Annotated in this window: 16 protein-coding genes and 3 pseudogenes; 10 read left to right on the forward strand and 9 right to left on the reverse strand. The window is 65.8% G+C overall.

The window, feature by feature from the left end; translation table 11 throughout:
* The first annotated feature begins 126 nt into the window (after positions 1 to 126).
* Genes PGN16_RS16240 through PGN16_RS16250 form a run of 3 tightly spaced genes read left to right on the forward strand, consistent with a single transcriptional unit; the run spans position 127 to position 2828 of the window.
* Entirely contained in the window at positions 127 to 1530 is a 1404-nt protein-coding gene (locus tag PGN16_RS16240) for a sigma-54-dependent transcriptional regulator (protein ID WP_335310419.1), read from the forward strand.
* Positions 1520 to 2407: a hypothetical protein gene (locus PGN16_RS16245; protein WP_335310420.1), complete on the forward strand. Its 888-nt coding sequence runs from the start codon at positions 1520 to 1522 to the stop codon at positions 2405 to 2407. Before PGN16_RS16240 ends, PGN16_RS16245 begins: the two co-directional genes overlap by 11 nt.
* Positions 2379 to 2828, forward strand: a complete 450-nt coding sequence (locus PGN16_RS16250) for a sensor histidine kinase (RefSeq protein WP_335310421.1) — start codon at positions 2379 to 2381, stop codon at positions 2826 to 2828. Before PGN16_RS16245 ends, PGN16_RS16250 begins: the two co-directional genes overlap by 29 nt.
* 283 nt (positions 2829 to 3111) lie before the next feature.
* Here the strand turns inward: PGN16_RS16250 and PGN16_RS16255 are convergent, their stop codons facing one another.
* The 8 genes from PGN16_RS16255 to PGN16_RS16290 form a co-directional block, all read right to left on the reverse strand.
* Positions 3112 to 3399 carry a DUF3325 domain-containing protein gene (locus PGN16_RS16255; protein WP_335310422.1) on the reverse strand — a complete coding sequence of 96 codons (288 nt, stop codon included), beginning with the start codon at positions 3397 to 3399 and terminating at the stop codon, positions 3112 to 3114.
* Positions 3396 to 4997: a PepSY-associated TM helix domain-containing protein gene (locus tag PGN16_RS16260; RefSeq protein WP_335310423.1), complete on the reverse strand. Its 1602-nt coding sequence runs from the start codon at positions 4995 to 4997 to the stop codon at positions 3396 to 3398. Before PGN16_RS16260 ends, PGN16_RS16255 begins: the two co-directional genes overlap by 4 nt.
* Positions 4994 to 5308, reverse strand: coding sequence for a hypothetical protein (locus PGN16_RS16265; RefSeq protein WP_335310424.1), 315 nt, complete (start codon positions 5306 to 5308; stop codon positions 4994 to 4996). The genes PGN16_RS16260 and PGN16_RS16265 overlap by 4 nt, the downstream gene beginning before the upstream one ends.
* A complete protein-coding gene (locus PGN16_RS16270) occupies positions 5305 to 7674 on the reverse strand; it encodes a TonB-dependent siderophore receptor (RefSeq protein WP_335310425.1) in 2370 nt (789 codons plus the stop codon). The genes PGN16_RS16265 and PGN16_RS16270 overlap by 4 nt, the downstream gene beginning before the upstream one ends.
* A gap of 341 nt (positions 7675 to 8015) precedes the next feature.
* Positions 8016 to 8915 (reverse strand): FAD:protein FMN transferase, encoded by a 900-nt coding sequence (locus PGN16_RS16275; RefSeq protein WP_335310426.1) that lies wholly within the window; start codon positions 8913 to 8915, stop codon positions 8016 to 8018.
* A gap of 71 nt (positions 8916 to 8986) precedes the next feature.
* Complete coding sequence (locus PGN16_RS16280) at positions 8987 to 9832, reverse strand: DUF4198 domain-containing protein (RefSeq protein WP_335310427.1); 846 nt, start codon at positions 9830 to 9832, stop codon at positions 8987 to 8989.
* 22 nt (positions 9833 to 9854) lie between these two features.
* On the reverse strand, positions 9855 to 10343 hold the full coding sequence (locus PGN16_RS16285) for a DUF2271 domain-containing protein (protein WP_335310428.1): 489 nt from the start codon (positions 10341 to 10343) through the stop codon (positions 9855 to 9857).
* A 16-nt stretch (positions 10344 to 10359) separates the two neighbouring features.
* A complete protein-coding gene (locus PGN16_RS16290) occupies positions 10360 to 11016 on the reverse strand; it encodes a PepSY-associated TM helix domain-containing protein (RefSeq protein WP_335310429.1) in 657 nt (218 codons plus the stop codon).
* 247 nt (positions 11017 to 11263) lie between these two features.
* Between PGN16_RS16290 and PGN16_RS16295 the strand changes: the two genes are divergently transcribed.
* Complete coding sequence (locus PGN16_RS16295; protein WP_443019669.1) at positions 11264 to 13399, forward strand: TonB-dependent receptor domain-containing protein; 2136 nt, start codon at positions 11264 to 11266, stop codon at positions 13397 to 13399.
* A 47-nt stretch (positions 13400 to 13446) separates the two neighbouring features.
* Here PGN16_RS16295 and PGN16_RS16300 read toward each other — a convergent pair whose 3' ends face one another.
* Positions 13447 to 14163: a DUF4198 domain-containing protein gene (locus tag PGN16_RS16300; protein WP_335310430.1), complete on the reverse strand. Its 717-nt coding sequence runs from the start codon at positions 14161 to 14163 to the stop codon at positions 13447 to 13449.
* Positions 14164 to 14318: 155 nt separating this feature from the next.
* Here PGN16_RS16300 and PGN16_RS16305 point away from each other — a divergent pair, with 155 nt between their 5' ends.
* From PGN16_RS16305 to PGN16_RS16330, 6 genes and pseudogenes are all read left to right on the forward strand, one after another.
* The gene (locus PGN16_RS16305) at positions 14319 to 16628 is read left to right on the forward strand and encodes a TonB-dependent hemoglobin/transferrin/lactoferrin family receptor (RefSeq protein WP_335310431.1); all 2310 of its coding nucleotides are present in this window, start codon (positions 14319 to 14321) and stop codon (positions 16626 to 16628) included.
* Positions 16629 to 16639: 11 nt separating this feature from the next.
* A complete protein-coding gene (locus PGN16_RS16310; RefSeq protein WP_335310432.1) occupies positions 16640 to 17617 on the forward strand; it encodes a DUF6607 family protein in 978 nt (325 codons plus the stop codon).
* A 173-nt stretch (positions 17618 to 17790) separates the two neighbouring features.
* Positions 17791 to 18390 carry a hypothetical protein gene (locus PGN16_RS16315; RefSeq protein WP_335310433.1) on the forward strand — a complete coding sequence of 200 codons (600 nt, stop codon included), beginning with the start codon at positions 17791 to 17793 and terminating at the stop codon, positions 18388 to 18390.
* A gap of 692 nt (positions 18391 to 19082) precedes the next feature.
* Positions 19083 to 19904, forward strand: a pseudogene (locus tag PGN16_RS16320) (IS481 family transposase); the annotation flags it as partial.
* A 2-nt stretch (positions 19905 to 19906) separates the two neighbouring features.
* Positions 19907 to 20761, forward strand: a pseudogene (locus tag PGN16_RS16325) (IS3 family transposase); the annotation flags it as partial.
* 18 nt (positions 20762 to 20779) lie between these two features.
* Positions 20780 to 21684: pseudogene (locus PGN16_RS16330) on the forward strand (IS3 family transposase); the annotation flags it as partial.
* Between the last annotated feature and the right edge of the window lie 558 nt (positions 21685 to 22242).

A 22242-nucleotide genomic window follows, 5' to 3' on the forward strand; every position in this document is an offset into this window, starting at 1 on the left:
GCGGACCGCCGCCCACTGCGTTCGCGACCGCACGGGCCGCCGTGCGATGCCGCACATCTTGCGCCGTCGAAGCTGGCACGATTTCTGTTTAGTAGCATCCGAACGACGTTCCTGAGCGGAGCCGCAATGCCCTCGTCCCGACCCTATGCCCTGGCGCTCGTCATCGACGACGACCCAGATATCCTCGTCGCCGCACAGATGCTGCTGCACGACCTGTTCGACGAGGTGGTCACTGCCGCCTCGCCCGACGCGGCGATGGCCAGCGTCGCGCGGTCGCCCGACGTGATCCTGCTCGACGGAAATTTCGCGCGCGGCGCGACCAACGCTGCGGAAGGGTTCCGCTGTCTGGACGCGATCCTGGAGGTCGATCCCGACGCGGCGGTCGTGCTCATCACCGCGCACAGTGGTGTGCAGGTGGCCGTAGAGGCGATGAAGCGCGGCGCGACCGATTTCGTGTCCAAGCCCTGGAGCCACGACCGGCTGCTGACGACCGTGCGGACTGCCGCCAATCTGCGCCAGTCGCGCCGTCAGGCCGGTCGCGGCGAGGGTATGCGGACGGAAGGCGCCGCCGCTGCGCCGACCGCCGCCGCACTGGCGTTGCTGGGCGACAGTCCAGCGATGCGCCGCGTCCAGTCGTTGATCGCGCGCGCGGGACCGACCCAGGCCAATGTCATGATCCTGGGCGAGAACGGCACCGGCAAGGAGCTCGTCGCCCGCGCGATCCACGCCGCCTCGCGCCGCGCCGCCGCGCCGCTTGTGACGGTCGATCTGGGCGCGGTGGCCGAGACGCTGTTCGACAGCGAGTTGTTCGGCCATGTGAAGGGTGCCTTCACCGACGCGCGCGGCGACAGCATCGGGCGGCTGCGCGCGGCGGCTGGCGGCACGCTGTTCCTCGACGAGGTCGGCAATCTGCCGCTCCACCTCCAGCCCAAGCTGCTGACCGCGTTGGAGCAGCGTCGCGTGACTCCGGTCGGATCGAGCCGGTCGGAGGTGATCGACGTCCGCGTGATCGCCGCCACCAACCTCGATCACGCACGGCTCGCCGACGACCGCGTGTTCCGCCAGGACCTGTTGTTCCGCCTGAATACGGTGGAAATCGAATTGCCGCCGCTGCGCGAGCGGCGCGAGGACATTCCCGCGCTGCTCGCGCATTATCTGCGCCACTATGAACAGCGCTATGCGGCACCCGAGCGCTTGCTGCCTTCCGAGGTGCTGGCGGTACTGGTCGCGCACGACTGGCCGGGCAACGTCCGCGCGTTGCGCCACGCTGCGGAACGCGCGGTGATCCTGGCCCCCGGCGACGCCTATCAGATCGACGATTTCCCGTTGGGGCGCGGCGGGGCGGCAACACCGATGGTCGCCGCCCCGCCGCCGACGCAGGCGTCGTCCGGGCTCAACCTCGAACGACTGGAACGCGAGACGGTGGAGGCGGCGCTGCGCAAGCACAGCTATAATATCTCCCACGCCGCGACCGAACTCGGCCTGTCGCGCTTCGCCCTCTATCGCCGGATGGAGAAGCATGGCCTCTGACCGTCATCTGCCTGGCCTGCTGGCGCATCTGGCCGCGATCGCAGTTGCCTGGGGCGGGGTGTCGTGGGTTTGGGCACGGCCCGACAGCTTGATCCTACTGCTGATCCTGGCCCTCGTGCTGATCGGGCTGGTCGTATCGCTACTGCGGTTTCTCGGTCGCCACGACCGCGACCTGATGCGCTTCGTCGAGGCGGTCGGGCATGGCGACCTGTCGCAACGCTTCGGCCCCGGCCCGGTCGCCGAGGCGCTCGACCGTGCCACCGCGCGCCTGCGCGACGAGCGGCAACTGGCGGGTGAGGATGTCCGCTTCCAGCGCGCCCTGGTCGAGAAGACGCCGGTGCCGCTGATCACCGTCGATGGCGAGGGCATGGTGCGGCTGCTGAACCAGGCCGCGCGGGCGCTGTTCCGGGACGGTGACGGACAACGGATCACGGCGCTGGCGGGCGCGGACTCGCCACTGGCGCTCGCCTGCGATCCGGCGACGGGCAGGCTGGGGCGCACGTTGCTGTCGTTCGACACGCCGACTGGCCACCACCGTGCGATCGTGACCATTACCGACGTCATCCGACCGCAGGCGCCCGTCCGCTTGGTCGCCATCGCCCCAATCGGTGGCGAGCTTGATGCCGCCGAAGTCGCAGCGCAGGCGGATCTGGTGCGCGTGCTGACGCACGAGATCATGAATTCGATGACTCCCATCACGTCGCTTGCCCAATCGGCGTCGACGCTGATGGGGCGGATCGCCGCACCCGACGATGCCGTCCGCAATGCCCGGCGCGCGATCGACATCGTCGCCGACCGGGCGGGGGGGGCTGCTCGGCTTCGTCGCCAGCTATCGCCGCTATGCGACATTGCCGCTGGTCGCGCGTCGCCGTTTTGATGCCGCCGCCTGGGCACAATCGGTTATCGACCTGTTCCGTGAGGCGAGCTTCGGGGGGTTGGTCGAGGTCGAACTGGCGGTGCGGCCCGAGGGGCTGCTGATCAACGCTGATCCCGAATTGCTTCTGCAGGCGGTGCTGAATCTGCTCAAGAACGCCGCCGAAGCCGGTGCCGACCGGGCGGCGCTGGGGATCGAGGAGATCGCAGACCGCGTCGTGATCCTGGTTCAGGACAACGGACCAGGCATCGCCGAAGACGTGCGCGCTGACATGTTCCTGCCCTTCTTCACCAGCAAGCCGACCGGGACCGGCATCGGCCTGTCGCTCGCACGGCAGGTTGCGGTGGCGCATGGCGGTACGATCACCGCTGCAAATGCCCCGGTAGGTGGCGCGATCCTGCGGCTGGAGCTGTGGCGCGATTGAGCAGAATGGCTGGCACAAAGACCTCACACACCGGCGCCTTTAATGGCGGGGCGACCGGAATCGACATCCGTGTGGAAAGGTCACACAGGATCGAATGGCGCTCGACGTGCCGATTGGCTGCTACTCGCCGATGCAGATCGCGGGTGAACGAGCGTCCGCTTCTGGGATGTCGATAGGACGGACCGAACGTCCACTTGTGGGTCGCGCCGGACCAAAACAACGCCAGGTATGTTGGAGATAGGCTTGAAACCATAGCCTATCCGCATGGCGATCCCGCATACCCTCACTTGCCTGTTGCAGATGTTCGCCGGGGAATGAAGTTGAGCGCGACGAACACAATGCCTGCCGCCAGCATTACCACTCCGCACCACAGCACAGGACCAAACACCCAGCCACGTGCCGCCACGGCGCTACCCAAAGCAACGGCCAGAGCGACCCATGCGCCTGCGCGCCATCCGGCTTTGGTCGCGGATGCAAGCCGCCGCCCCGTCAAGCGCTGTTGGTGGTCATCGGTGGCGAAGCCGAGGCACCCGAACGCCAGCACCGCTAGGATAAGGGTCAGCCATGTCATGCCACTGCCTCCAACTTAGACAGAGCATCTGCTCTTGTACGGGCAAGGCGACCCGCGCGGACGGGCGGGCGGTAACGCGCCACACGACGGGCGAGCCAGAGGAATGCGACAGCGAAGACGATCATGGTGAGATCGACGCTCAGGGGCAGCAGGTCGCCCGCGCTGATCGAGCTGACGGCATTCCACCGTGTGCCGAACACGTTGTAGATCGGCAGCGCGGCCAAAAGCATGCCGGTCGCCCCGAACAGGATTGGCCAGACCGCGGAAGGTCGCCTCAGCAGCGACAGGATCACCGCGCCGCCCCAGGCGATGAATAGGACATGGACTTCCCATTGTGACCTTCCGGGCAGAGCTGCCGGCAGCAACCGGTTCGCCCAGAACAGCCCTGCGATGCCGAGCGGGAATCCGCCGATAACCGCGACGTTGAGGCGCTCGACCATGCGGAAGCCGAGATGCGGGCGGGCGGGATCAGGAAGCTTCTCGCGACGCTTTACCGTCCATAGCACCAATCCGCTGGCCACCATCAGTGTCCCCGCGACGCCGCAGAGGAAGTAGATCCAGCGTAGCAGGAGGTCGGCGAACCGGCCCGCATGCAGTCCGATCATCACGCCGGCGGTCGCCGCTGCCCCGCCGGGCGGTGGCGATCGCCAGACGGGCGTGGCATTGGTTCCATCATAGGTGATCGACGGTGCCCGCGTATTGAGCAGCGAGGCTGGCGTGCGATGGAGGGTGACGCGCGCGGCGGCATCGCCGGGCTGGCTCACCTGGATGGCGCCGATCGGACCGCCGAGCCGACGTTCCGCATCTGTGGCGATCGCCGACAACGGTAGGATCGGTACCGGCTGCCCCGTGCGCTCCACCACCGGCGCTTCGGGAAACAGGTCGGCGAATATCGTGGTTTCGTCGGCATAATTGGCGACGGTCGCCCAAGGCATCAGCAAGGCCATCAGGGTGACGATGCCGGTATAGGTTATCATCAGGTGGAAGGGCAGGGCGAGCACCGCGGTGGCATTGTGTCCGTCGAGCCAGGACCGCTGGCCCTTGCGCCGGCGCAACGTGAAGAAATCGCGGAAGATCTTCTTGTGTGTGACGATGCCTGTGAGGATCGCGACCAGCATCATCACCGCGGCGACGCCGACCAGCCATCGCGACCAGACGACCGGAAGATAATAGAGATCGAAGTGGAAGCGGTAGAAGAACTCGCCCCCGCGGGTGTCGCGAGCGTGCGTCGGCATGCCGTCGGCGCCGATCAGCGCCTGATTGTCGCGCCGGCCGCGTCCCCCGCCGCGGCGGCCGCCATGCTCGCCCTTCTTCGGCTGCGGCTGCCAGGAGACCTGAGCCCCGGGCATGGCAGGACTGGGCATGGTGATGAACCAACTCTTCGCGTCGGGCGCCTTCTTCGCTAGGAAGCGTTGCGCCCCGTCGAGGACCCGCATCGGCTGTTCGATGCGCGCCAGTTCGGGCCGCATGTAGCGGTTGAGCGCCTCGCGCCAGAAGGCGAGGGTCCCCGTCACGAACACCAGGAACAGGACCCAGCCGAGCAACAGGCCCGACCAGGTATGCAGCGTCGACTGCGACTGCCGAAGGCCTTTGCTCATACCCGCCCCGCCGTCGCGATCGACCAATAGACGATCCCGCCGGCGACGAGGCCGGTGCAACCGAGGACCCAGGTCGCCCGCCAGCCGCTGCGCGCGCCATAAGCGTACATCGCGAACAGCGCGCATAGCAGCAGGGCGACCAGCGTACCGGTTACCGTCGCCTCCGACCGGGGCATCGGCAACACCCGTGCCAGCGCCGCCGCCCACAGGCTGGCGACGGCGTAGCCGAGCGGCACGGCGGCGATCAGGCGCAGGGTATTGTCGCCACGCCGTCGCCACAGCACGGCCCTACCGGTTGCCGGCGGGATCATGGGTAGGCGAACCGCAGCGTCGCGAACACCGTTCGCGGCGTGCCATAATAATTGCCGCGGCCGGTAGAAGAGATGCGCGCGTAATAGGTCTTGTCGAGAACATTGGCGACGTTGACCGAAAGCGACAGTTGCTCGCTGACCTTATAGCCAGCGCGCAGGTCGACGACCGCATAGGCCGGCTGGCGGACCACCGACGAGATCGACCGCCCGTTGGGCGTGGCGGCGGTGACCGGCACGACGATCGACGGGGTGCCGCCGGAGGTTTCGCTGAACCAAGTGACGCCACCGCCGACGCTTGCACCTTGCAGCGCCCCGTCGCGGACGGTGTAGTTGGTGAACGCCTTGATCATGTGCTTGGGGATGATCGGCGTCAGCGACAGGCCCTCATACTGGGGCTGCGTGTCCTCGAGATATTTGGTGCGGGTAAAGGTGTAGCCGCCGTTGACGCGCCATCCCGGCAGGATCTCGCCTGTCGCCTCCGCCTCAATACCGCGGGCACGGACCTTGCCGACCTGGAGGTAGACGGTGGTCAGTTCCGGCGGATTGAAGATGCGATTGGTCTGCTCGATCTGGTAGACGGCCGCCGACAGCAGCAGCCGATCGTTCATCAGCGCCAGCTTGCTGCCGATCTCATACTGGCCACCGATCAGCGGTTGGACCTTGCCGCCATCGTCGCGGACGCGGTTGGCGGGCGCGGCCTGCGGCGTGAAGCTGTCGGCATAGCTGCCATAGATGTTCAGATTCGGCGTCACGTCCCAGACGATGCCCGCATAGGGCGTGAACCGGTTGTCGATATTCTGCGGCTGGCCCCGCGCGGGGGTCGGGAGCAGCGTGTCGATCGTCTGCTCCCACCAGGTCAGGCGACCGCCTCCGACTAGCGTAAGGCCGGCGACCGGTTGCAGGCGCAGCTGGCCGTACATGCCATATTGTTCGATGACGGTGTTGGTGCCGCCGTAGCTCTGGAGAACGCAATTGGCCGGCGCGGGGGTGACGGGTGTCGTCTGGTTGGGGCAGATCGCGTTCGTCCCCTGCACCGGGTAATAAGGCGAGGCGGCATACGGGTTGAGCGGCGGTTCCGTCGGCGACACGGGATTGAAGACGTTGATCCGCGCATAGCCGCTGAGGCGGGTATAATAGCTGTCGTAATCCTGCGCCTGGTAATCGGCGCCTAGGATCAGCGTCTGGTCCCGTCCGAACAGCGGAAAGCTGCCGACCCCGTTGACGTCGAACGACCGCGTCTTGGAAAAGCTGTCGCCGCGATAAGCGATCTGCGTCGTCGTGCCGTTGTTGGCGAGCGCCGGCGTCACCGCATTCGCAGCCGTGGTGATCGCCGCATTCCCGACATAGCTGTAGATGTCGATGCGATCGACGCCGGTGAACAGGCCCGTTGCACGCAGCGTCCAGCGGTCGCTGATCCGGTGCGCGATTTCGGCGAAGCCCGTCCAGGTCTTCGATTCGAACCGGTTCCAATCGGCACCCAGATACGTCGAACGGCGGACGTCGAGCAGTCGGCCTTCGTTGCCCGCGCTATCGCCGGCATAGCCCGGCAGCCCCGACTGGATCGACGGACGGAAACGGTCGTAGGAGCCACCGACGGTGACCGTGGTGTGATCGCCGATCTCGACGCTGCCCACGGCGAATGCGTTGACGCGGTTGCGATGGGCGTAGTCGAAGAACTGATCCTGGTCCTGCGCCATCACGCCCATGCGGACGCCGGCCCGGTCGCCGAGGGGGGCGGACATATCGAGTTCGAGCCGAAGGTTGTCGTAGCTGCCGTAGCCGGCGGAGCCTTGCAGTTTGAATGCGTCAAGCGGCCGCTTGCGGACGAGATTGATGCTACCAGAGGGATTGCCCGAGCCGCTGAACAGTCCGGCAGGGCCCCGCAGAACCTCGATGCGGTCATAGGCGAAGAGGTCCGGCACCACGCCGGGGAAGTTGAAGGACAGCGTCGGGACGCCATCGACGAGATAGTTGGAGATAGCGAACCCGCGCGAGAAATAGGACGGGTCTTCGCTGCCGATGCCGTTGACGGTGATGCCGTTGGTCGCGGTCAGCGCGTCTTCCAGCGTGAACAGGTTCTGCGCCTCGATCTGTTCGCGTTCGATCACGGTGACGGTGTTGGCGACGTCCTTCAATGGCGTGACCGTCTTGCCGACCTCGCGGCCATAGCTCTTGCCGACGACGACGATTTCGCTCTGGTTGTGCTCGTCGCGCTCGCCGGTCCGGACCTCATCGGTCGCCACCGGTTCGGCATCGACCGGATGAGCGGCTGCGCCCACAGGCTCGTCCTTGCCCATCGCGAATGCACACGTAGGCGCCATCGCCACCACGGCCGTGGTGGCGAGCAGCATCGTCGAAAAACGCACTGTCACTTCCCCTTTGATTCCAGAGTCAGCTAACAGGATCGCGACTGCAAGTCACTAGCAATAATGTGTCGTTGCGTTGCGGTACGCTTGCTGATCCATGAGGCGAGCCACGATCACCATCAATGATCGCCGGCCTAAGGCGCAAAGCGCCACCCCAAAATTCCTCCTCTCCGCCAGGCAAACGATGCCTAGGCAACCATCACAGCGGACGGTGCGAATTGGCCCAAAACGAATTTGGCAGACTGGCAATTTTCGCCGCCGCCAAAATGAACGAATGGCTGAATGTGGGAGCGGGAAAGTCAGCCGCGAATGACCGCATTTGGGTCGTTTCACCCCTTGGATCATTCAAGCATCTCGAGCAATGTAGGGGTGAGCAACTCGTTGACCATGCCCCTTTTGCGCACGACGATCCTTGCGGCCACCCCCAAGGTGTTGATGAGGCTGTCGTCGGGGTAGGCGACGGTGATCGCGGTGGCGAGCGCGTCCGCCAGCGCTGCCGAGGTGGAAATAACGCTGACGGAGGTCACCCCATTGGTGACCGGATAGCCGTTGCGCGGATCGATCGTATGCTCGCCGCGCCGGTAGTCGCCGGAAGTCGCCACGGCACAGCGGTGCAGGGCCAGCCGGAGCCAGGGCGCATCGAGCGATGGCGGTTGCTCCAGATCGACCCACCATGGATCGCCATCGGGCTTGAGGCCACGCCCAACCAACTCGCCGCCGATCTCGACGAGGCAGTTGTCGATACCGTGGAGCGCCAGCAGGTCCGCGATCGCGTCGACGGCATAGCCCTTCGCGATGCCCGACAGGTCGAGTGCCAAGCCGCCCGGCTGGCGCAGGCACGCACGCGCATCGTCCCATTTCAGCTGCCTCCAGCCGGACTCGGTCAGGGCCTCATGGACCCGAGCAGCATCGGGGGCGGGGCGGGGCCCCGGGGGGCCGAAGCCCCACTCGTCCACCAGCCGACCGATCGCCGGATCGAACGCACCGCCGCTGGCATAGGCGACCCGGAGCGAAAGACGGATAACCGCCGCCAGATCGTGCGGCAGCGCGACGATCGTGCCGGGGGCGGCCGTGTTGAACCGGCATAGCGCCGAGCTGCTGTCCCAATGGCTCAACTGGCCGACGAGCTCGTCCAGTCGCGCCTCGATCGCGGTTTGCAGCGCCGCGATATCCCAACCCGGCGGGATCGCGCACCGGACAGACCAGCTGGTGCCCATGGTCGGCCCGCCGAGCGTCGTCACCCGTGCCCAGCGATCACGGGTCGCCAGCGTCGCGGCGTCCGGTAGGACGGGCAGGGCGATCCGCGGCGGCGTCAGGGCGTCATCACCTCCAGCGTGGTCGTGTAGCTCATGCGGCGCGCCGTCGCGCGCGGTGCGCTGGCCTTGCCGTCCTCATGGCTGGCGTTGAGCCAGTACATGCCCGCCTGCGGCCATTCCACGGCCAGGATCCCGTCCGCGCCGGTCGTCAGCTCGCGCGCGCCCTCGGCGTTGCGATAGCGCTTGCCGCCGGGTACCACCGTCACCTTCAGGCCCGGCGCGGGTCGCCCGTCGACGAGGAAGCGGAAGCGGGCGGTGTCGCCCGCCACCAGCTCGTCGGGATGAGTGACGTAATCGATCTCCAGCCCCTTGCCGGACGGCTTCAGGACCGTGCGCGTCGGCTCCCCGGCGGTGACGAAGATCTCGTTGCGGTTGTTCGTTTCGGTCAGCTTCACGTCGGTCGCGTCCGCCGGAATGTCGGCGACGGTCAACGGCGGGCGGCGGACGCCATCCGGCCCCGGCGGCCCGCCGCGCCCGCCCACGCGCTTCTCCTCGCCGTTCACCTTGAAGCTGCCGATCAGCCCCGACATTTCGGTGCCGATCTTCCACGTGCCCGGCTTGTCCAGCTTAACATCCATGACCGAGCGGTAGCGACCGGTGGCGCCGTTCTGTACCTGCCCCGGCGCGCCATCGGGTTGCCACACCTTCACCTGCTCCCACCGACCGGGCTGATGATCGGCATAGAACAAGTCGTTCGATGCCGCGAAGTCGATCGAGACCCAACCGTCGGCGCCGGAGAAGACGGTCCCGGACGGCAACAGCCACAGGCGGTGCGCGAACACGCCCGCGGGAAGGGAGAGCAAGGCAGCGGCGGCGAGCAGCCGCGGGGCAAAACGGGACATGGTCGACTCCTTCGGACGGGATTCAGCGCGCGGCCACGGTGACAGCACCGAGTTCGTGCGAGCCGCCGGCGCGCGCGGCCCGGGCGGGCACCGCCAATGGCACCTGCACCAGCTCGCGCCCGCCGGTTTCGCGCGCCGCCTCGACGTTCAGCGTATATTGGCCGGGGCGCAGATCGGCGGGCAGCGGGATGTGGTAGGTGCCCGGCGCGCGGGTCGCCCCGCTGACGCCGTCGGCCGGCAGACTCAGGCTGCGGCCACCCTTTCGCCACCATGCGCGCAGATCGGCCAGCCATTTGGTGCCCGGCTCGGCCCCCGCCTTGCGCACGTCGTACCACAGCGCGAGCGTCCGCGCCGGGCCGCCCGTGGTCGGCTCGACCCAGATCGCGACATAGGGGCGGTGATATTCGGCAACCGCCAACCGCGGGATCGTGATGTCGATCGTCCCGGCAGCGGACGCAGGACCGGCAGCGACGGTCGCGCCGCCGAGCACAGCAAGGGAAAGGATGCGCATCGAAAAGCTCCCGTGGTCAGTGGATTAGGAAAATGGCGACGAGGACGGGCAGCGCGACGCCGGCGGCGACCAGCGGCCATGTCGTGGGTCGACGCCGCGCATGGAGTTGCAGCAGCAGCAGCCCGGTGACGGAAAACAGCACGCAGGCGATCGCGACGACGTCGATGAACCAGAACCATGCCGCCCCGGCATTGCGGCCCTTATGCAGATCGTTGAGATAGCTGATCCAGCCGCGATCGGTGGTCTCCGCGCGGATCGTGCCGCTTGCGCGATCGATGCTGACCCAGGCGTCGCCGCCGGGACGAGGCAGCGCGACATAGGCCTCGCTGTCCGACCATTCGACGGCGCGACCCGCGACATCAACGCCGACGCGCGCGCGCACGGCGGTGGCGACGGATGCCGGCAACGCGGCGTCAGCGCGCGCGGCGGGCGCAAGCATCCCGATCAGCGACGCGGGCAGCTTCCCCGTCGCCTCCGCGATGACCGGGTCCGCGGAGATGGAGCCGGCGTGGTTCAGCGTCACGCCGGTGATCGCAAACAACAGCATCGCTGCCAGCGCGACGGCCGCGCTGACCCAGTGCCAGGCAATGATCTGCCTGGCCCACCATGCGCGACGGTTCGGCGCTCGCTTGCGCGATGTCGCGGCGGCGAGCCGCCCCGCGTCGGTCTTCACATTTCCGTCCGGCATGTACCCCTCGCGAGCACCAGTACTGCGACCCAGTCGCAGTAGCAAGGGGCACTTTAAGCAAGGACAGAGTTGCGGGCCCGAGGGTAAATTGCGAGCGAAAATAAGGGGCTAGCTAGGCCGGCAACTTTTGCCCGTTTGCGACATCTTTTTGCCGAAGGTGATCGCGTTTGACGAACATCGCCCGACGCCGCAACAGCCCGCAAATGCTAGTCAATCGCATCAAGGGGTAGAGATGCGCGTGAATGTGAAGGCGGGTGGGTGGGCGATCGGGTCGACCTTGGCCTTGTCGCTTGTGTTGGGCACCGGCACGGCGATGGCGCAGGTCCAGGTCGGAAGCAGCGACAACCGCGACGCCGACGCGCCGGGAAGCGAGGTGGTCGTGACCGCCGCGGGCTACGAACAACGGATCATCGAGGCGCCGGCCAGTATCACCGTGCTCGACCGCGCGAACCTGGAGGAAAAGCGCTTCGGCAGTCTGGCCGAGGCGTTGCAGGACGTGCAGGGGATCGACGTCGGCGGGGAGGCCGGCAAGACCGGCGGACTCAACATCTCGATCCGCGGCATGCCGAGCGACTATACGCTCGTCCTGCTCGACGGCCGCCGTCAGAACGCACCGGGCGGTGTTACGCCCAACGGGTTCGGCGAGACATCGACCAGCTTCCTGCCACCCTTCTCCGCGATCGACCGGATCGAGGTGGTGCGCGGCCCGATGTCGACGCTGTACGGATCGGACGCGATGGGCGGCGTCATCAACATCATCACCCGCAAGGTCGGCGACCGCTGGGTCGGCACCGCGACTGCCGAAAGCACTGTCCAGGGCGACGAGCGGTTCGGGAACATCCAATCGGTCAACGGCTTCGCGCAGGGCCCGCTCGTGCGCGACCTGCTAGGGCTGACGCTGCGAGGCAGCGTGTTCCACCGCGAGGGTTCGGACATTCCGATCCCGGGCGATCCGGCGCTGACGCTCGGCCGCAACCCCGTGCGCTCCGACATCTACAATTACGGCGGCCGCCTGTCGCTGACCCCGCATGCCGACCACGACCTGTGGATCGAATTCGATCGCAACGAGCAAGCCTATGACAACAGCGACGGGCAGCTCGGCACGCTGGGATCGGGCGGCTATGCGCCCGAGCAGCGCTTCAATCGCTCCAACTACGTCATCGCGCATAGCTGGCGGACCAGCCTCGGCACGCTCGATACGACGCTGACGCGCAATGAAACCGAGACGATCGGACGGCTGATCCCGAACGGCACGCCGGGCAAGGCACCGGGCAGCCCGCGCACGCTGGAAGCGCGCAACGATATCGTCGACACCCGCTTCGCCGGCAAGCAGGGTGCGGTCGCGTTCACGCTGGGCGGGCAATATTGGCGCGCGCGCATGGTGGAGGGGGTGGCACCCGAACCGTTCGCCTTCACGCAATGGGCCGGGTTCGCCGAAGCCACGCTGACGATCCGCGACGGCTTCAATCTAACGGGCGGCGTACGCTACGACGACCATTCGACCTTCGGCAGCAAATGGTCGCCACGTGCCTATGCAGTCTGGAACATCAACGATGCGTTGACCCTGAAGGGCGGGGTCAGCCGTGGCTTCAAGACCCCACGCGTCGAACAGATCGCCGAGGGCATCATCGGGTTCGGCGGTCAGGGGCGCATCCCGCTGCTCGGCACGCCGAACCTCGTGCCCGAAGTGAGCACCAGCTACGAAGGCGGGATCTATTATGACGCGAACGGCTTCGTCAGCGGCAACGTGACGCTGTTCAACAACGACTTCACCGACAAGATCGCCGCCGGTCCGGGCATCCCCAATTGCCGGTTCGCGGGCAACCCCGACCGGCCGGGCTGTCTGGACGTCGGCCCGTTCCCGGCGGTCGATCTCTTCAGTCAATCGATCAATATCGACAAGGCGCGCACCCGCGGGATCGAGGCGGCCAGCCGCTTCGCGCTGGGCCGCGCCGTGTCGCTGGTGCTCAACTACACTTATACAGAGACGGAGCAGTTGAGCGGCGCCGGGCGCGGGGAGCCGCTGGTCGGCGTGCCGCGCCACATGGCCAACGGCAATCTTCGCTGGCGTTTGTCGGAGCGCGCGAACCTGTGGACACGCGCCGAGATTCGTTCGAGCCGTTATCGCGGCGACAACGACCAGCAACGCGCGCTCGGCGATTTCCGCGCCTACCAGCTATTCCACGTCGGCGGCTCGTATCAGGTAACGCCGACGTTCCGTCTGTCGGCGGCGGTCTACAACGTCCTGGATACGGATTACGCGGTCTACGAACCGTATCGCAGCGGGGCGAACACCGTCTTCACCCCCGCCTATGCGATCAATCAGGAGGGGCGCAGGCTTTGGCTGGCGGCCAACGTCGACTTCTAGGCGGCGATGCCCGGGGCTTCGGACCGGCCGGACGGATACGCATGTCGTCATCCGACCTCGAGGGCCAGCGTCGTCGTGTAGCTGGCGTAGCCTCCCGAGGTATTCGGGGTAGCGGGGCGATGGCGTACCAGCACCAGGTAACGCCCCGGGTCGGGCGGCGTGACCACCACGGTGCCGGCGGCGTCGCTGGTCACCTGACCGACCTGCTTGCGCCCGTCGTACAGGCCGGCCTCGCGGAACATCGTCACCGTCCGGCCGACGAGCGGCTTGCCATCATAGAGGATCTCGAAGCGCGCGACATCACGTGCGGACAGCGCGGTCGGATCGGTCAGGGGGCGGATCTCCAGCGCTTTCCCGCGTGGCGTGAACGCGCCCTTCGCGCCGGGGCGGCCCCGCACGACATAGCTGTCGGCCAGGGTCATGCTGCGCACGTCGACCAGCGTCACACCCGTCGGCGGAGCGGCGCCTTCGCCGACCATCACCCAGTCATCGCCCTTGCGGTACATCTTGCCCGATCGCCCGGCACGCTGCCCGGACGACAGCCGGTAAATGCCGTCCGACGGTAGCGATGCCTGCGCGATCGTCCGGTCGCCGGCAAGTGCCGGTGCGGCGAGGCGGGTGGTCCGACCGTCCGGTGCCGTGATCTCGAACGGTGCATCGCGCATCGCGATCTCGGGTCGGAACGCATCCTCGGTGAAGGACGCCTCCAGCGTGATCTGCGTACGGCTGCCGGCGTCGAATAGTGCCGGCAACACGTAGGGCATGTGCGCCGATGCGCGGGTTGCAATCGACATGCCGACGAACAGCATGACCGCTGCGCCCGCTCCGCACATCAATCGGTTCCTCATCATCATCATCTCCAACCTTGCTAACGCTAGTGACTCGCATTACTGGACGGGCACAAGAAGGGGAAGCGGTAATGACATCTGCATTTCTGCTGCGCGGCGCTGCCGTCGCGGCATTGGGTTCCTGCGTCATGCCCATTGCTGCGGCTGCGGGACCGACGGTTCAGCCGGCGGCGGATCGCGTCGATCGGGGTGATGCCGCGACGGAGGATACGGGCGAGGCCCAGGTTGTCACCGTGACGGCGACGCGCGGCGAGAAGTCGGTCGACGACGTGCCGCAGACGGTGTCGGTGGTGGACGCGGTGGCCATCGCCGATCGGCTGATGACGGACGTCAAGGATCTGGTCCGCTACGAACCCGGTGTTGCCGTGCGGCGTGCGCCGGCGCGGTTCACGGCTGCCGGCGCATCGACCGGCCGCGATCGCGACAGCGGCTTCAATATCCGCGGTCTGGAGGGCAATCGCGTCCTCATCACCGTCGACGGCGTGCGCGTGCCCGATGCCTTCAGCTTCGGCGCGCAGTCGGTCGGGCGCGGCGACTATGTCGACCTCGATCTGCTGAAGTCGGTCGAGATCCTGCGCGGTCCGGCGTCCGCGCTGTACGGCAGCGATGGCGTGGCTGGTGCGGTCAGCTTCATCACCAAGGATCCGCAGGACTTCCTGCGTGGCGACCGGCTGGTCGGCGGCGGCGCGCGGCTCGGCTACGATGCATCCGACGACAGCTGGACCAAGGGCTTCGTCGTCGCCGGGCGACAGGGCGACCTGCAGGCGATGGTCGCCTATACCCGCCGCGATGGTCACGAACTGGAGAACAAGGGGGCGAACGACAGCGCCAACACCGATCGCACCACGCCGAACCCGCAGGACATCGCCTCCAATGCGCTGCTGGGACGGCTGGTCTGGTCGCCCGGTGACGCCAGCCGGATACGCCTGACCTACGAACGCTTCGATTCGGCGGTCGCGACGAACGTGCTGAGCGCGATCGCCAAGGCGCCGGCTACGGGCAGCCTTGCTGCCACGGCGGTGCTCGGCCTTCAGGCGCGCGATACGACGGTCCGCGATCGCGGCACGATCGATTATCGCTATGTCGGCGATGGTATCGTGAGCGGCGTGCGCGCCGCGGCCTTCTACCAGAAGAGCGGCACCGTGCAGACCGGCTGGGAAGACCGGGTCGGCACCGACCGCATCCGCCTCAACCGCTTCGACAACGAGGTGCATGGCGGCACCTTGCAGTTGGAGAGCCGCGTCGCGACCGGCGTGGTCACGCACCTGTTCGCCTATGGCGCCGACTATTCCCGGACGCGGCAGACCGGCGTGCGCGACGGGACGGTGCCGCCCGCCGGCGAAACCTACCCGACGCGGGCGTTTCCCACCACCGATTACGAGCTGTTCGGGGTGTTCGCGCAGGACGAGGTCAGGGTCGCGGACGGGCTGCTCACGCTGTTCCCGGCGATCCGCTACGATCATTACAAGCTCGATCCGAAGCGCGATCCGCTGTTCACGACCTTCGTGCCGCGCGGCCAGCGCGGTTCGCGCGTCACGCCGCGCATCGGCGCCGTCGCCAGGTTGACGGACGGCGTCCGGCTGTTCGCCAATTACGGTCAGGGATTCAAGCCGCCCGAGCCGAACCAGATCAACAACGGCTTCGCCAACGTCGTCGCGAACTATCGGTCGATCCCCAATCCCGACCTGAAGCCGGAGACGAGCAACAGCATCGAGGGCGGCATCCGCCTGAGCGGCGCGCGCTGGTCGCTGAGCGGTACGGCCTTCAGCAGCCGGTTCCGCAACTTCATCGATCAGGTGCAGGTTTCCGGGGCGTTCACCGCGGCCAACCCGGCGGTCTATCGATATATCAACCGCGGCCGCGTGAAGATCGAGGGGCTGGAGGCAAAGGGCGAGGCGCGGCTGCCGGTCGGCATCGGGGTGCGGGCCGCCGCTTCCTACGCCCGCGGCAGGATGTGGACCGATGGCGTCGCGGGCGCGCAGCCGCTGGACAGCGTCGAGCCGGTCAAGGTCGTCGCGGGCTTGTTCTACCAGCCGGACGACGGGCCGTTCCGCGCCGAATTCGTCGCGACGCATTCCGCGGGCAAGGATCCGTCCTACACCAACAACAGCTGCAACGTCGCCGCGCGACCGGCGACAGCGACCATGCCGGCAGTACCCGGTACATCGTGCTTCACGCCCGACGGCTTCTGGGTGTTCGACGCCACCGCCTCGCTGCGCATCCACGACGCGGCGACGATCCGGGTGGGCGTCTTCAACATCACCGACAAACGCTATTTCTGGTGGAGCGACGTGCGGGGGCTCACCTCCACGTCGGTCGTCCGCGACGCCTATTCGCAGCCGGGGCGCAATGCCGGCGCCTCCCTGTCTCTCGCCTTTTGAGGTCCACCCCCATGAACCGCTCGTACATGCTCTTCGTCCTCACCGGTCTCGCCGCGTCGATCGCGGCGCCCGTCGCGGCACAGGTTACCCCCGCTGCGATCGTGCGCCATGGCGACCAGGCGCGCGATCACGCCGCCATCATGAAGATGGCGGGAACCTTCAAGGTCACCTTCGACATGCGCGAGACGACACCGCTGGTCGCCGGCTACACGCCCTATCCGGCCAAGGTCAGCGGCGGGCACGAAGTGGTGCGCGCGATCGTCGACACGCCCGATCATGTCGTCCTCCAGCATCTGCTCGTGGTGGACGATGGCAACGGCAAGACGATGGTCGTCAAGCACTGGCGACAGGATTGGAGCTACCAGCCGTCGACGGTGCTGGTCTATGTCGGTCCGGGACGCTGGGTGTCGCGTAACGTGCCGGTGGCGGAGCGCCGGGGCGCCTGGTCGCAGACGGTGTGGCAGACCGACGATTCGCCGCGATACGGCGGGGTCGGCCGGTGGCGCTACGATGACGGCGCCACGCGCTGGACCAGCGACGAAACCCGCCGCCCGCTGGCGCGCCGCGACGCCACGCGATCGCCGCCCTACGACCATTATGTCGGGACCAATCGCCACGTCCTGACGCCGGCCGGCTGGGTGCACGAGCAGGACAATGCCAAGATCGGGGTACGGGACGGACGCCCGGCGACCTTCGTCCACGAATATGTCGTCAACACCTACGTTCCCGCCAGCGACTTTCCGATCAAGGCCGCCGAAGATTATTGGTCGAAAACTAGGGATTATTGGGCGGCGGTCCGCACCGAGTGGGATGCTGCGATCGGCCGGCAATCCGGTCTTGCGCTCGGCGAGGTCGCCGATGTCGGTTCGTCGACCGCGCATGAGCTGATGCTGCTGGCGGACGATATCATCTCGGGTCAGGCGACGCCGGCAGCGGCAGCGGCGGAGGCACGTGGATTGATCCAGAAGGGCGCCCGGCCGGCGCGCTGACGCACGGCGCCAGCGTCTTCGCCGATGGTCTACTCGTGAGATGAACCAACGTCTGCTATCGGAAAGCTGATAGAGCGAGCTGAACGGCCGGTTATGGGTCGTGGCGGCAGAAGGGGCAGGGCGGCCGCTCTCGCCCAATTGCGGACGCCCGGGCAGATGATCATAGTTAGGGCATGGAGACTAAACGAGGCGGTGTGACACTGCGCGAGTTGCAGCAGCAGCAAGATTCTGACCCAGCTTATCAAGCGGTGCGCCGCGCAAGAGATAGTGAGCTTGCCGAGATTGCCGAGCTCCGGAAGCGGGAACAGCAACCGCTTCTGAACGACCTATCGGCGGCTGGAATAATGGTCGCTTCGGTGTCTGAACTATGCAGCCTTCCCGACCCAGACGCGTGCATATATCCGATCCTGCTAGACCATCTAACCAAGCCAACCCCCCCGTGGCTGCTTGAATGGATCGGCCGCGCGTTCGGGCGCAAAACAGCGCGGTCCTTAGTTTGGGATACCCTCATCAATCTCGTCAAAGCCCACTCCCTCGAAGAGCGCGCTTCCGTTGGCGTGATGGCGGCGATCTCTGACATGGCCCAGCCGCGGGACATTGAGGTGTTAATCGATTTGCTCTCTGATCACTCCATCGGTCCCAGCCGAGTATTCCTCGTCAGCAATCTGATGCGGTCGAAAAGGCCCGTAGCTCGAGCCGCCTTATTGCAGCTCCAGGACGATCCTGACCTCACGATCGAGATAAAAGCGCGCCTTGCTCACAGCCGAAGCTAACGTCGGCTTTCCACCACGTCCCGACGGTTGGCGCGGGCATCGGAAGCGGCGCGGCCGCAAACGCCCAGTTCCGGACATGCCTAAGATTGGCTCACGTGATATCCCATGTGCCATGCGAGCAGCTCTCGATGCACATATTGACGCCCTAACGATCAGGAACGGGCTTTTGTAGCCAGCGTGCGCGAGGATGGTTGCCACGCGCCGGCATGAAGCGGAATGGTTCGTTCCGACCGCGGTTTAGATTGACCAGGCCCGTACAAAACCCCCAGAATGAAGCTACGTTTACGCGGAGCTTCCGCAAAGGCGACGGGGTCTACTATCTTGATTTTACGACGAACCCGCACCTCAGTGGTAGCAAGCTTTATAGCTGTGGCTGGGTCACCTGGGTGGTTGGAGAGCAGGCATCCCGATCTGAAGGTTGGTCAGGGCCGAGCACCTGCTTCGGTGCAGGCTGTACGTTCCGATGATAAAGCTGCTCAATATCGACTAGCTGAACTGTACAAACGGGGTGAGGGTCTGCCCCAGGACGCCCATCGCGCGGAGAAGCGTCTTCGTGCGGCTGCTACCGATGAAGGTGGCGCTAAGACAATCTTTGTACCGCAACCTGGTGGTGCGATTGTGGCTATTAGATTAGGGTGTTTGATCCCAGGGTTTGATGGTGCGATCCTTTCGTTGGAATGGAAGGAGGCCGTATGGGACAGGTACGTCATGGGTGCGCCACGACCACGCACGCCGTCCGAGCAGCAATACAGCGATCGCAAGCTTCGCTCGCGACGTTGAGCCGTGAGCTGGGGATCAATCCCAAGACCGTGGCCAAATGGCGGAAGCGGGCCACGGTAGAGGATCTAAAAACCGGGCCGAAGGCCCCCCATTCCACCACCTTGTCTGAGGCCGAAGAGGCGATGATTGTGGCGTTCCGCCGGCACACGCTGCTGCCGCTCGACGACTGTCTCTATGCGTTGCAGCCGTCGCTCCCGCACCTGACGCGCTCAGCGTTGCATCGTTGCCTGCAGCGGCATGGGATCTCCCGCCTGCCGGACGTCGAAGGCGACAAACCGAAGCGGCAACGCTTCAAGCGTTATCCGATTGGTTTCTTCCACATCGATATCGCCGAGGTGCAGACTGCCGAAGGCAAGCTCTACCTGTTTGTTGGCATTGACCGCACCAGCAAGTTCGCCGTCACGCAACTGGTCGACAAGGCCGATCGCCGGACAGCGTGGGAGTTCCTCGAACACCTGCTGAAAGCCGTACCCTACCGCATCCACACGATCCTGACTGATAACGGCATTCAGTTCGCCGAGCAGCCACGCAACCGCAACACCGCCTGGTCCCGCCAGATGCGCTTCGACATGATCTGCGAGGCCAACGACATCGAGCACCGGCTCACCAAGCCGAACCATCCATGGACCAACGGGCAGGTCGAACGGATGAACCGCACCATCAAGGAGACGACCGTCAAACGCTTCCACTACGAAAGCCACGACCAGCTGCGGACGCATCTCGCCGATTTCATGGGCGACGGCGCGAGATCGTCGCGCACGTCCAGGCGTCCCATGGCGTCAGCGAGCGGCGTAGCTGCCTCGCGCTCGGCGTCGACCGCTCGTCGGTGCGGTACGTGTCGCACAAGCCTGACCAGGCACCGCTGCGGTTGCGCATCCACGATCTGGCGGCGACACGGGTGCGCTACGGCTATTTCCGGATCTACATCCTGCTGCGCAGGGAAGGCTGGCTGGTGAACCACAAGCGCGTCTATCGGCTCTACCGGGAAGATGGGCTGAGCCTCCGGCTCAAACGTCCTCGGCGCAACGTCAGCGCTGCGAACCGCGAACGCCAGCCCGCAGCGTCGGCGCCTAACGAGATGTGGTCGATGGACTTCGTCTCGGATGCCTTGTTCGATGGCCGACGGCTGCGGGCGCTGACGGTGGTCGATGCCTTCACCCGTGAAGCGCTGGCGATCGATGTCGACCAGGGCATCAAGGGTGAACAGGTCGTGGCGGCAATGACGCGGATTTCGGCGACACGTGGTGCGCCCAAGACCATCCGGGTCGACAATGGTCCGGAGTTCATCTCGAAAGCACTAGATCGATGGGCGTACGAGAATGGCGTCACGCTCGACTTCTCGCGGCCGGGCAAACCGACCGACAACGCCTTTGTGGAGTCGTTCAACGGCCGCCTGCGTGACGAATGCCTGAACAGCCACTGGTTCCTGTCACTGGCGGACGCAAGAACCAAGATCGAGGCCTGGCGGCGGGACTATAACGAGAGCCGTCCTCACACGGCGCTTGGCTGGCTGACGCCAGCCGAATATGCTGCATCCGCCGGGGTTAACCCCGGCGGATGCAGTCCGGAAGCTCGCATCACACCCGGATGAGAAACTGGGGGACCGTCAGACAAGCATATCCTGCAGGACGTGCTCGCAAAAAAGCTCTGACGCCTGGGCGACGGCGCGAGATCGTCGCGCACGTCCAGGCGTCCCATGGCGTCAGCGAGCGGCGTAGCTGCCTCGCGCTCGGCGTCGACCGCTCGTCGGTGCGGTACGTGTCGCACAAGCCTGACCAGGCACCGCTGCGGTTGCGCATCCACGATCTGGCGGCGACACGGGTGCGCTACGGCTATTTCCGGATCTACATCCTGCTGCGCAGGGAAGGCTGGCTGGTGAACCACAAGCGCGTCTATCGGCTCTACCGGGAAGATGGGCTGAGCCTCCGGCTCAAACGTCCTCGGCGCAACGTCAGCGCTGCGAACCGCGAACGCCAGCCCGCAGCGTCGGCGCCTAACGAGATGTGGTCGATGGACTTCGTCTCGGATGCCTTGTTCGATGGCCGACGGCTGCGGGCGCTGACGGTGGTCGATGCCTTCACCCGTGAAGCGCTGGCGATCGATGTCGACCAGGGCATCAAGGGTGAACAGGTCGTGGCGGCAATGACGCGGATTTCGGCGACACGTGGTGCGCCCAAGACCATCCGGGTCGACAATGGTCCGGAGTTCATCTCGAAAGCACTAGATCGATGGGCGTACGAGAATGGCGTCACGCTCGACTTCTCGCGGCCGGGCAAACCGACCGACAACGCCTTTGTGGAGTCGTTCAACGGCCGCCTGCGTGACGAATGCCTGAACAGCCACTGGTTCCTGTCACTGGCGGACGCAAGAACCAAGATCGAGGCCTGGCGGCGGGACTATAACGAGAGCCGTCCTCACACGGCGCTTGGCTGGCTGACGCCAGCCGAATATGCTGCATCCGCCGGGGTTAACCCCGGCGGATGCAGTCCGGAAGCTCGCATCACACCCGGATGAGAAACTGGGGGACCGTCATGCAGTCCGGAAGCTCGCATCACACCCGGATGAGAAACTGGGGGACCGTCATGCAGTCCGGAAGCTCGCATCACACCCGGATGAGAAACTGGGGGACCGTCAATGGTGAAGGCAGGCTCCTGCTCAGAGTGGATCAACCGCAGGATCGTATTCTGGGAAAGAAGCATCGCCTTAAATTGGACAGTGATCCCGCTTTTTACGGGTTTAGTTGTCAGCTGCTTCACCATTAGCGAGTGGGCCGGAGTCGGCGAGGCGGCTCTTCATGCACAAGCGCGAACAATCGAAGGACACTTGCAAACCTCGGGAAAACGAGATCGGTACTTACGCTTAGTTTCGCCATCAGGTGAGCGCGTTAATGTGAGTTGCGGCGCCTATTACAACGCAGGATCGTGCGTACTACCTTCGGTTTTACCCAAGGTTCGCAGTGTCGACGTTTTCGAATTCGCCGGCACGAACGTGATACTGGCAGCACGCGATAGTTCAGGAAAGGTTCTGCTATCGCCGGCCCAACGCGTGGGTCAACTACGCGGCTTGGCCGAG

The organism is Sphingomonas phyllosphaerae, from assembly GCF_036946485.1.
Lineage (GTDB): Bacteria > Pseudomonadota > Alphaproteobacteria > Sphingomonadales > Sphingomonadaceae > Sphingomonas > Sphingomonas phyllosphaerae_E.

Excerpts from the sequence above, each read along its gene's own strand:
- PGN16_RS16240 (WP_335310419.1), top strand. The coding sequence starts at position 127 with ATGCCCTCGTCCCGACCCTATGCCCTGGCGCTCGTCATCGACGACGAC.
- PGN16_RS16245 (WP_335310420.1), top strand. The coding sequence starts at position 1,520 with ATGGCCTCTGACCGTCATCTGCCTGGCCTGCTGGCGCATCTGGCCGCG.
- PGN16_RS16255 (WP_335310422.1), bottom strand. The coding sequence starts at position 3,399 with ATGACATGGCTGACCCTTATCCTAGCGGTGCTGGCGTTCGGGTGCCTC.
- PGN16_RS16260 (WP_335310423.1), bottom strand. The coding sequence starts at position 4,997 with ATGAGCAAAGGCCTTCGGCAGTCGCAGTCGACGCTGCATACCTGGTCG.
- PGN16_RS16265 (WP_335310424.1), bottom strand. The coding sequence starts at position 5,308 with ATGATCCCGCCGGCAACCGGTAGGGCCGTGCTGTGGCGACGGCGTGGC.
- PGN16_RS16280 (WP_335310427.1), bottom strand. The coding sequence starts at position 9,832 with ATGTCCCGTTTTGCCCCGCGGCTGCTCGCCGCCGCTGCCTTGCTCTCC.
- PGN16_RS16285 (WP_335310428.1), bottom strand. The coding sequence starts at position 10,343 with ATGCGCATCCTTTCCCTTGCTGTGCTCGGCGGCGCGACCGTCGCTGCC.
- PGN16_RS16295 (WP_443019669.1), top strand. The coding sequence starts at position 11,264 with ATGCGCGTGAATGTGAAGGCGGGTGGGTGGGCGATCGGGTCGACCTTG.
- PGN16_RS16300 (WP_335310430.1), bottom strand. The coding sequence starts at position 14,163 with ATGCCCTACGTGTTGCCGGCACTATTCGACGCCGGCAGCCGTACGCAG.
- PGN16_RS16305 (WP_335310431.1), top strand. The coding sequence starts at position 14,319 with ATGACATCTGCATTTCTGCTGCGCGGCGCTGCCGTCGCGGCATTGGGT.
- PGN16_RS16310 (WP_335310432.1), top strand. The coding sequence starts at position 16,640 with ATGAACCGCTCGTACATGCTCTTCGTCCTCACCGGTCTCGCCGCGTCG.
- PGN16_RS16315 (WP_335310433.1), top strand. The coding sequence starts at position 17,791 with ATGGAGACTAAACGAGGCGGTGTGACACTGCGCGAGTTGCAGCAGCAG.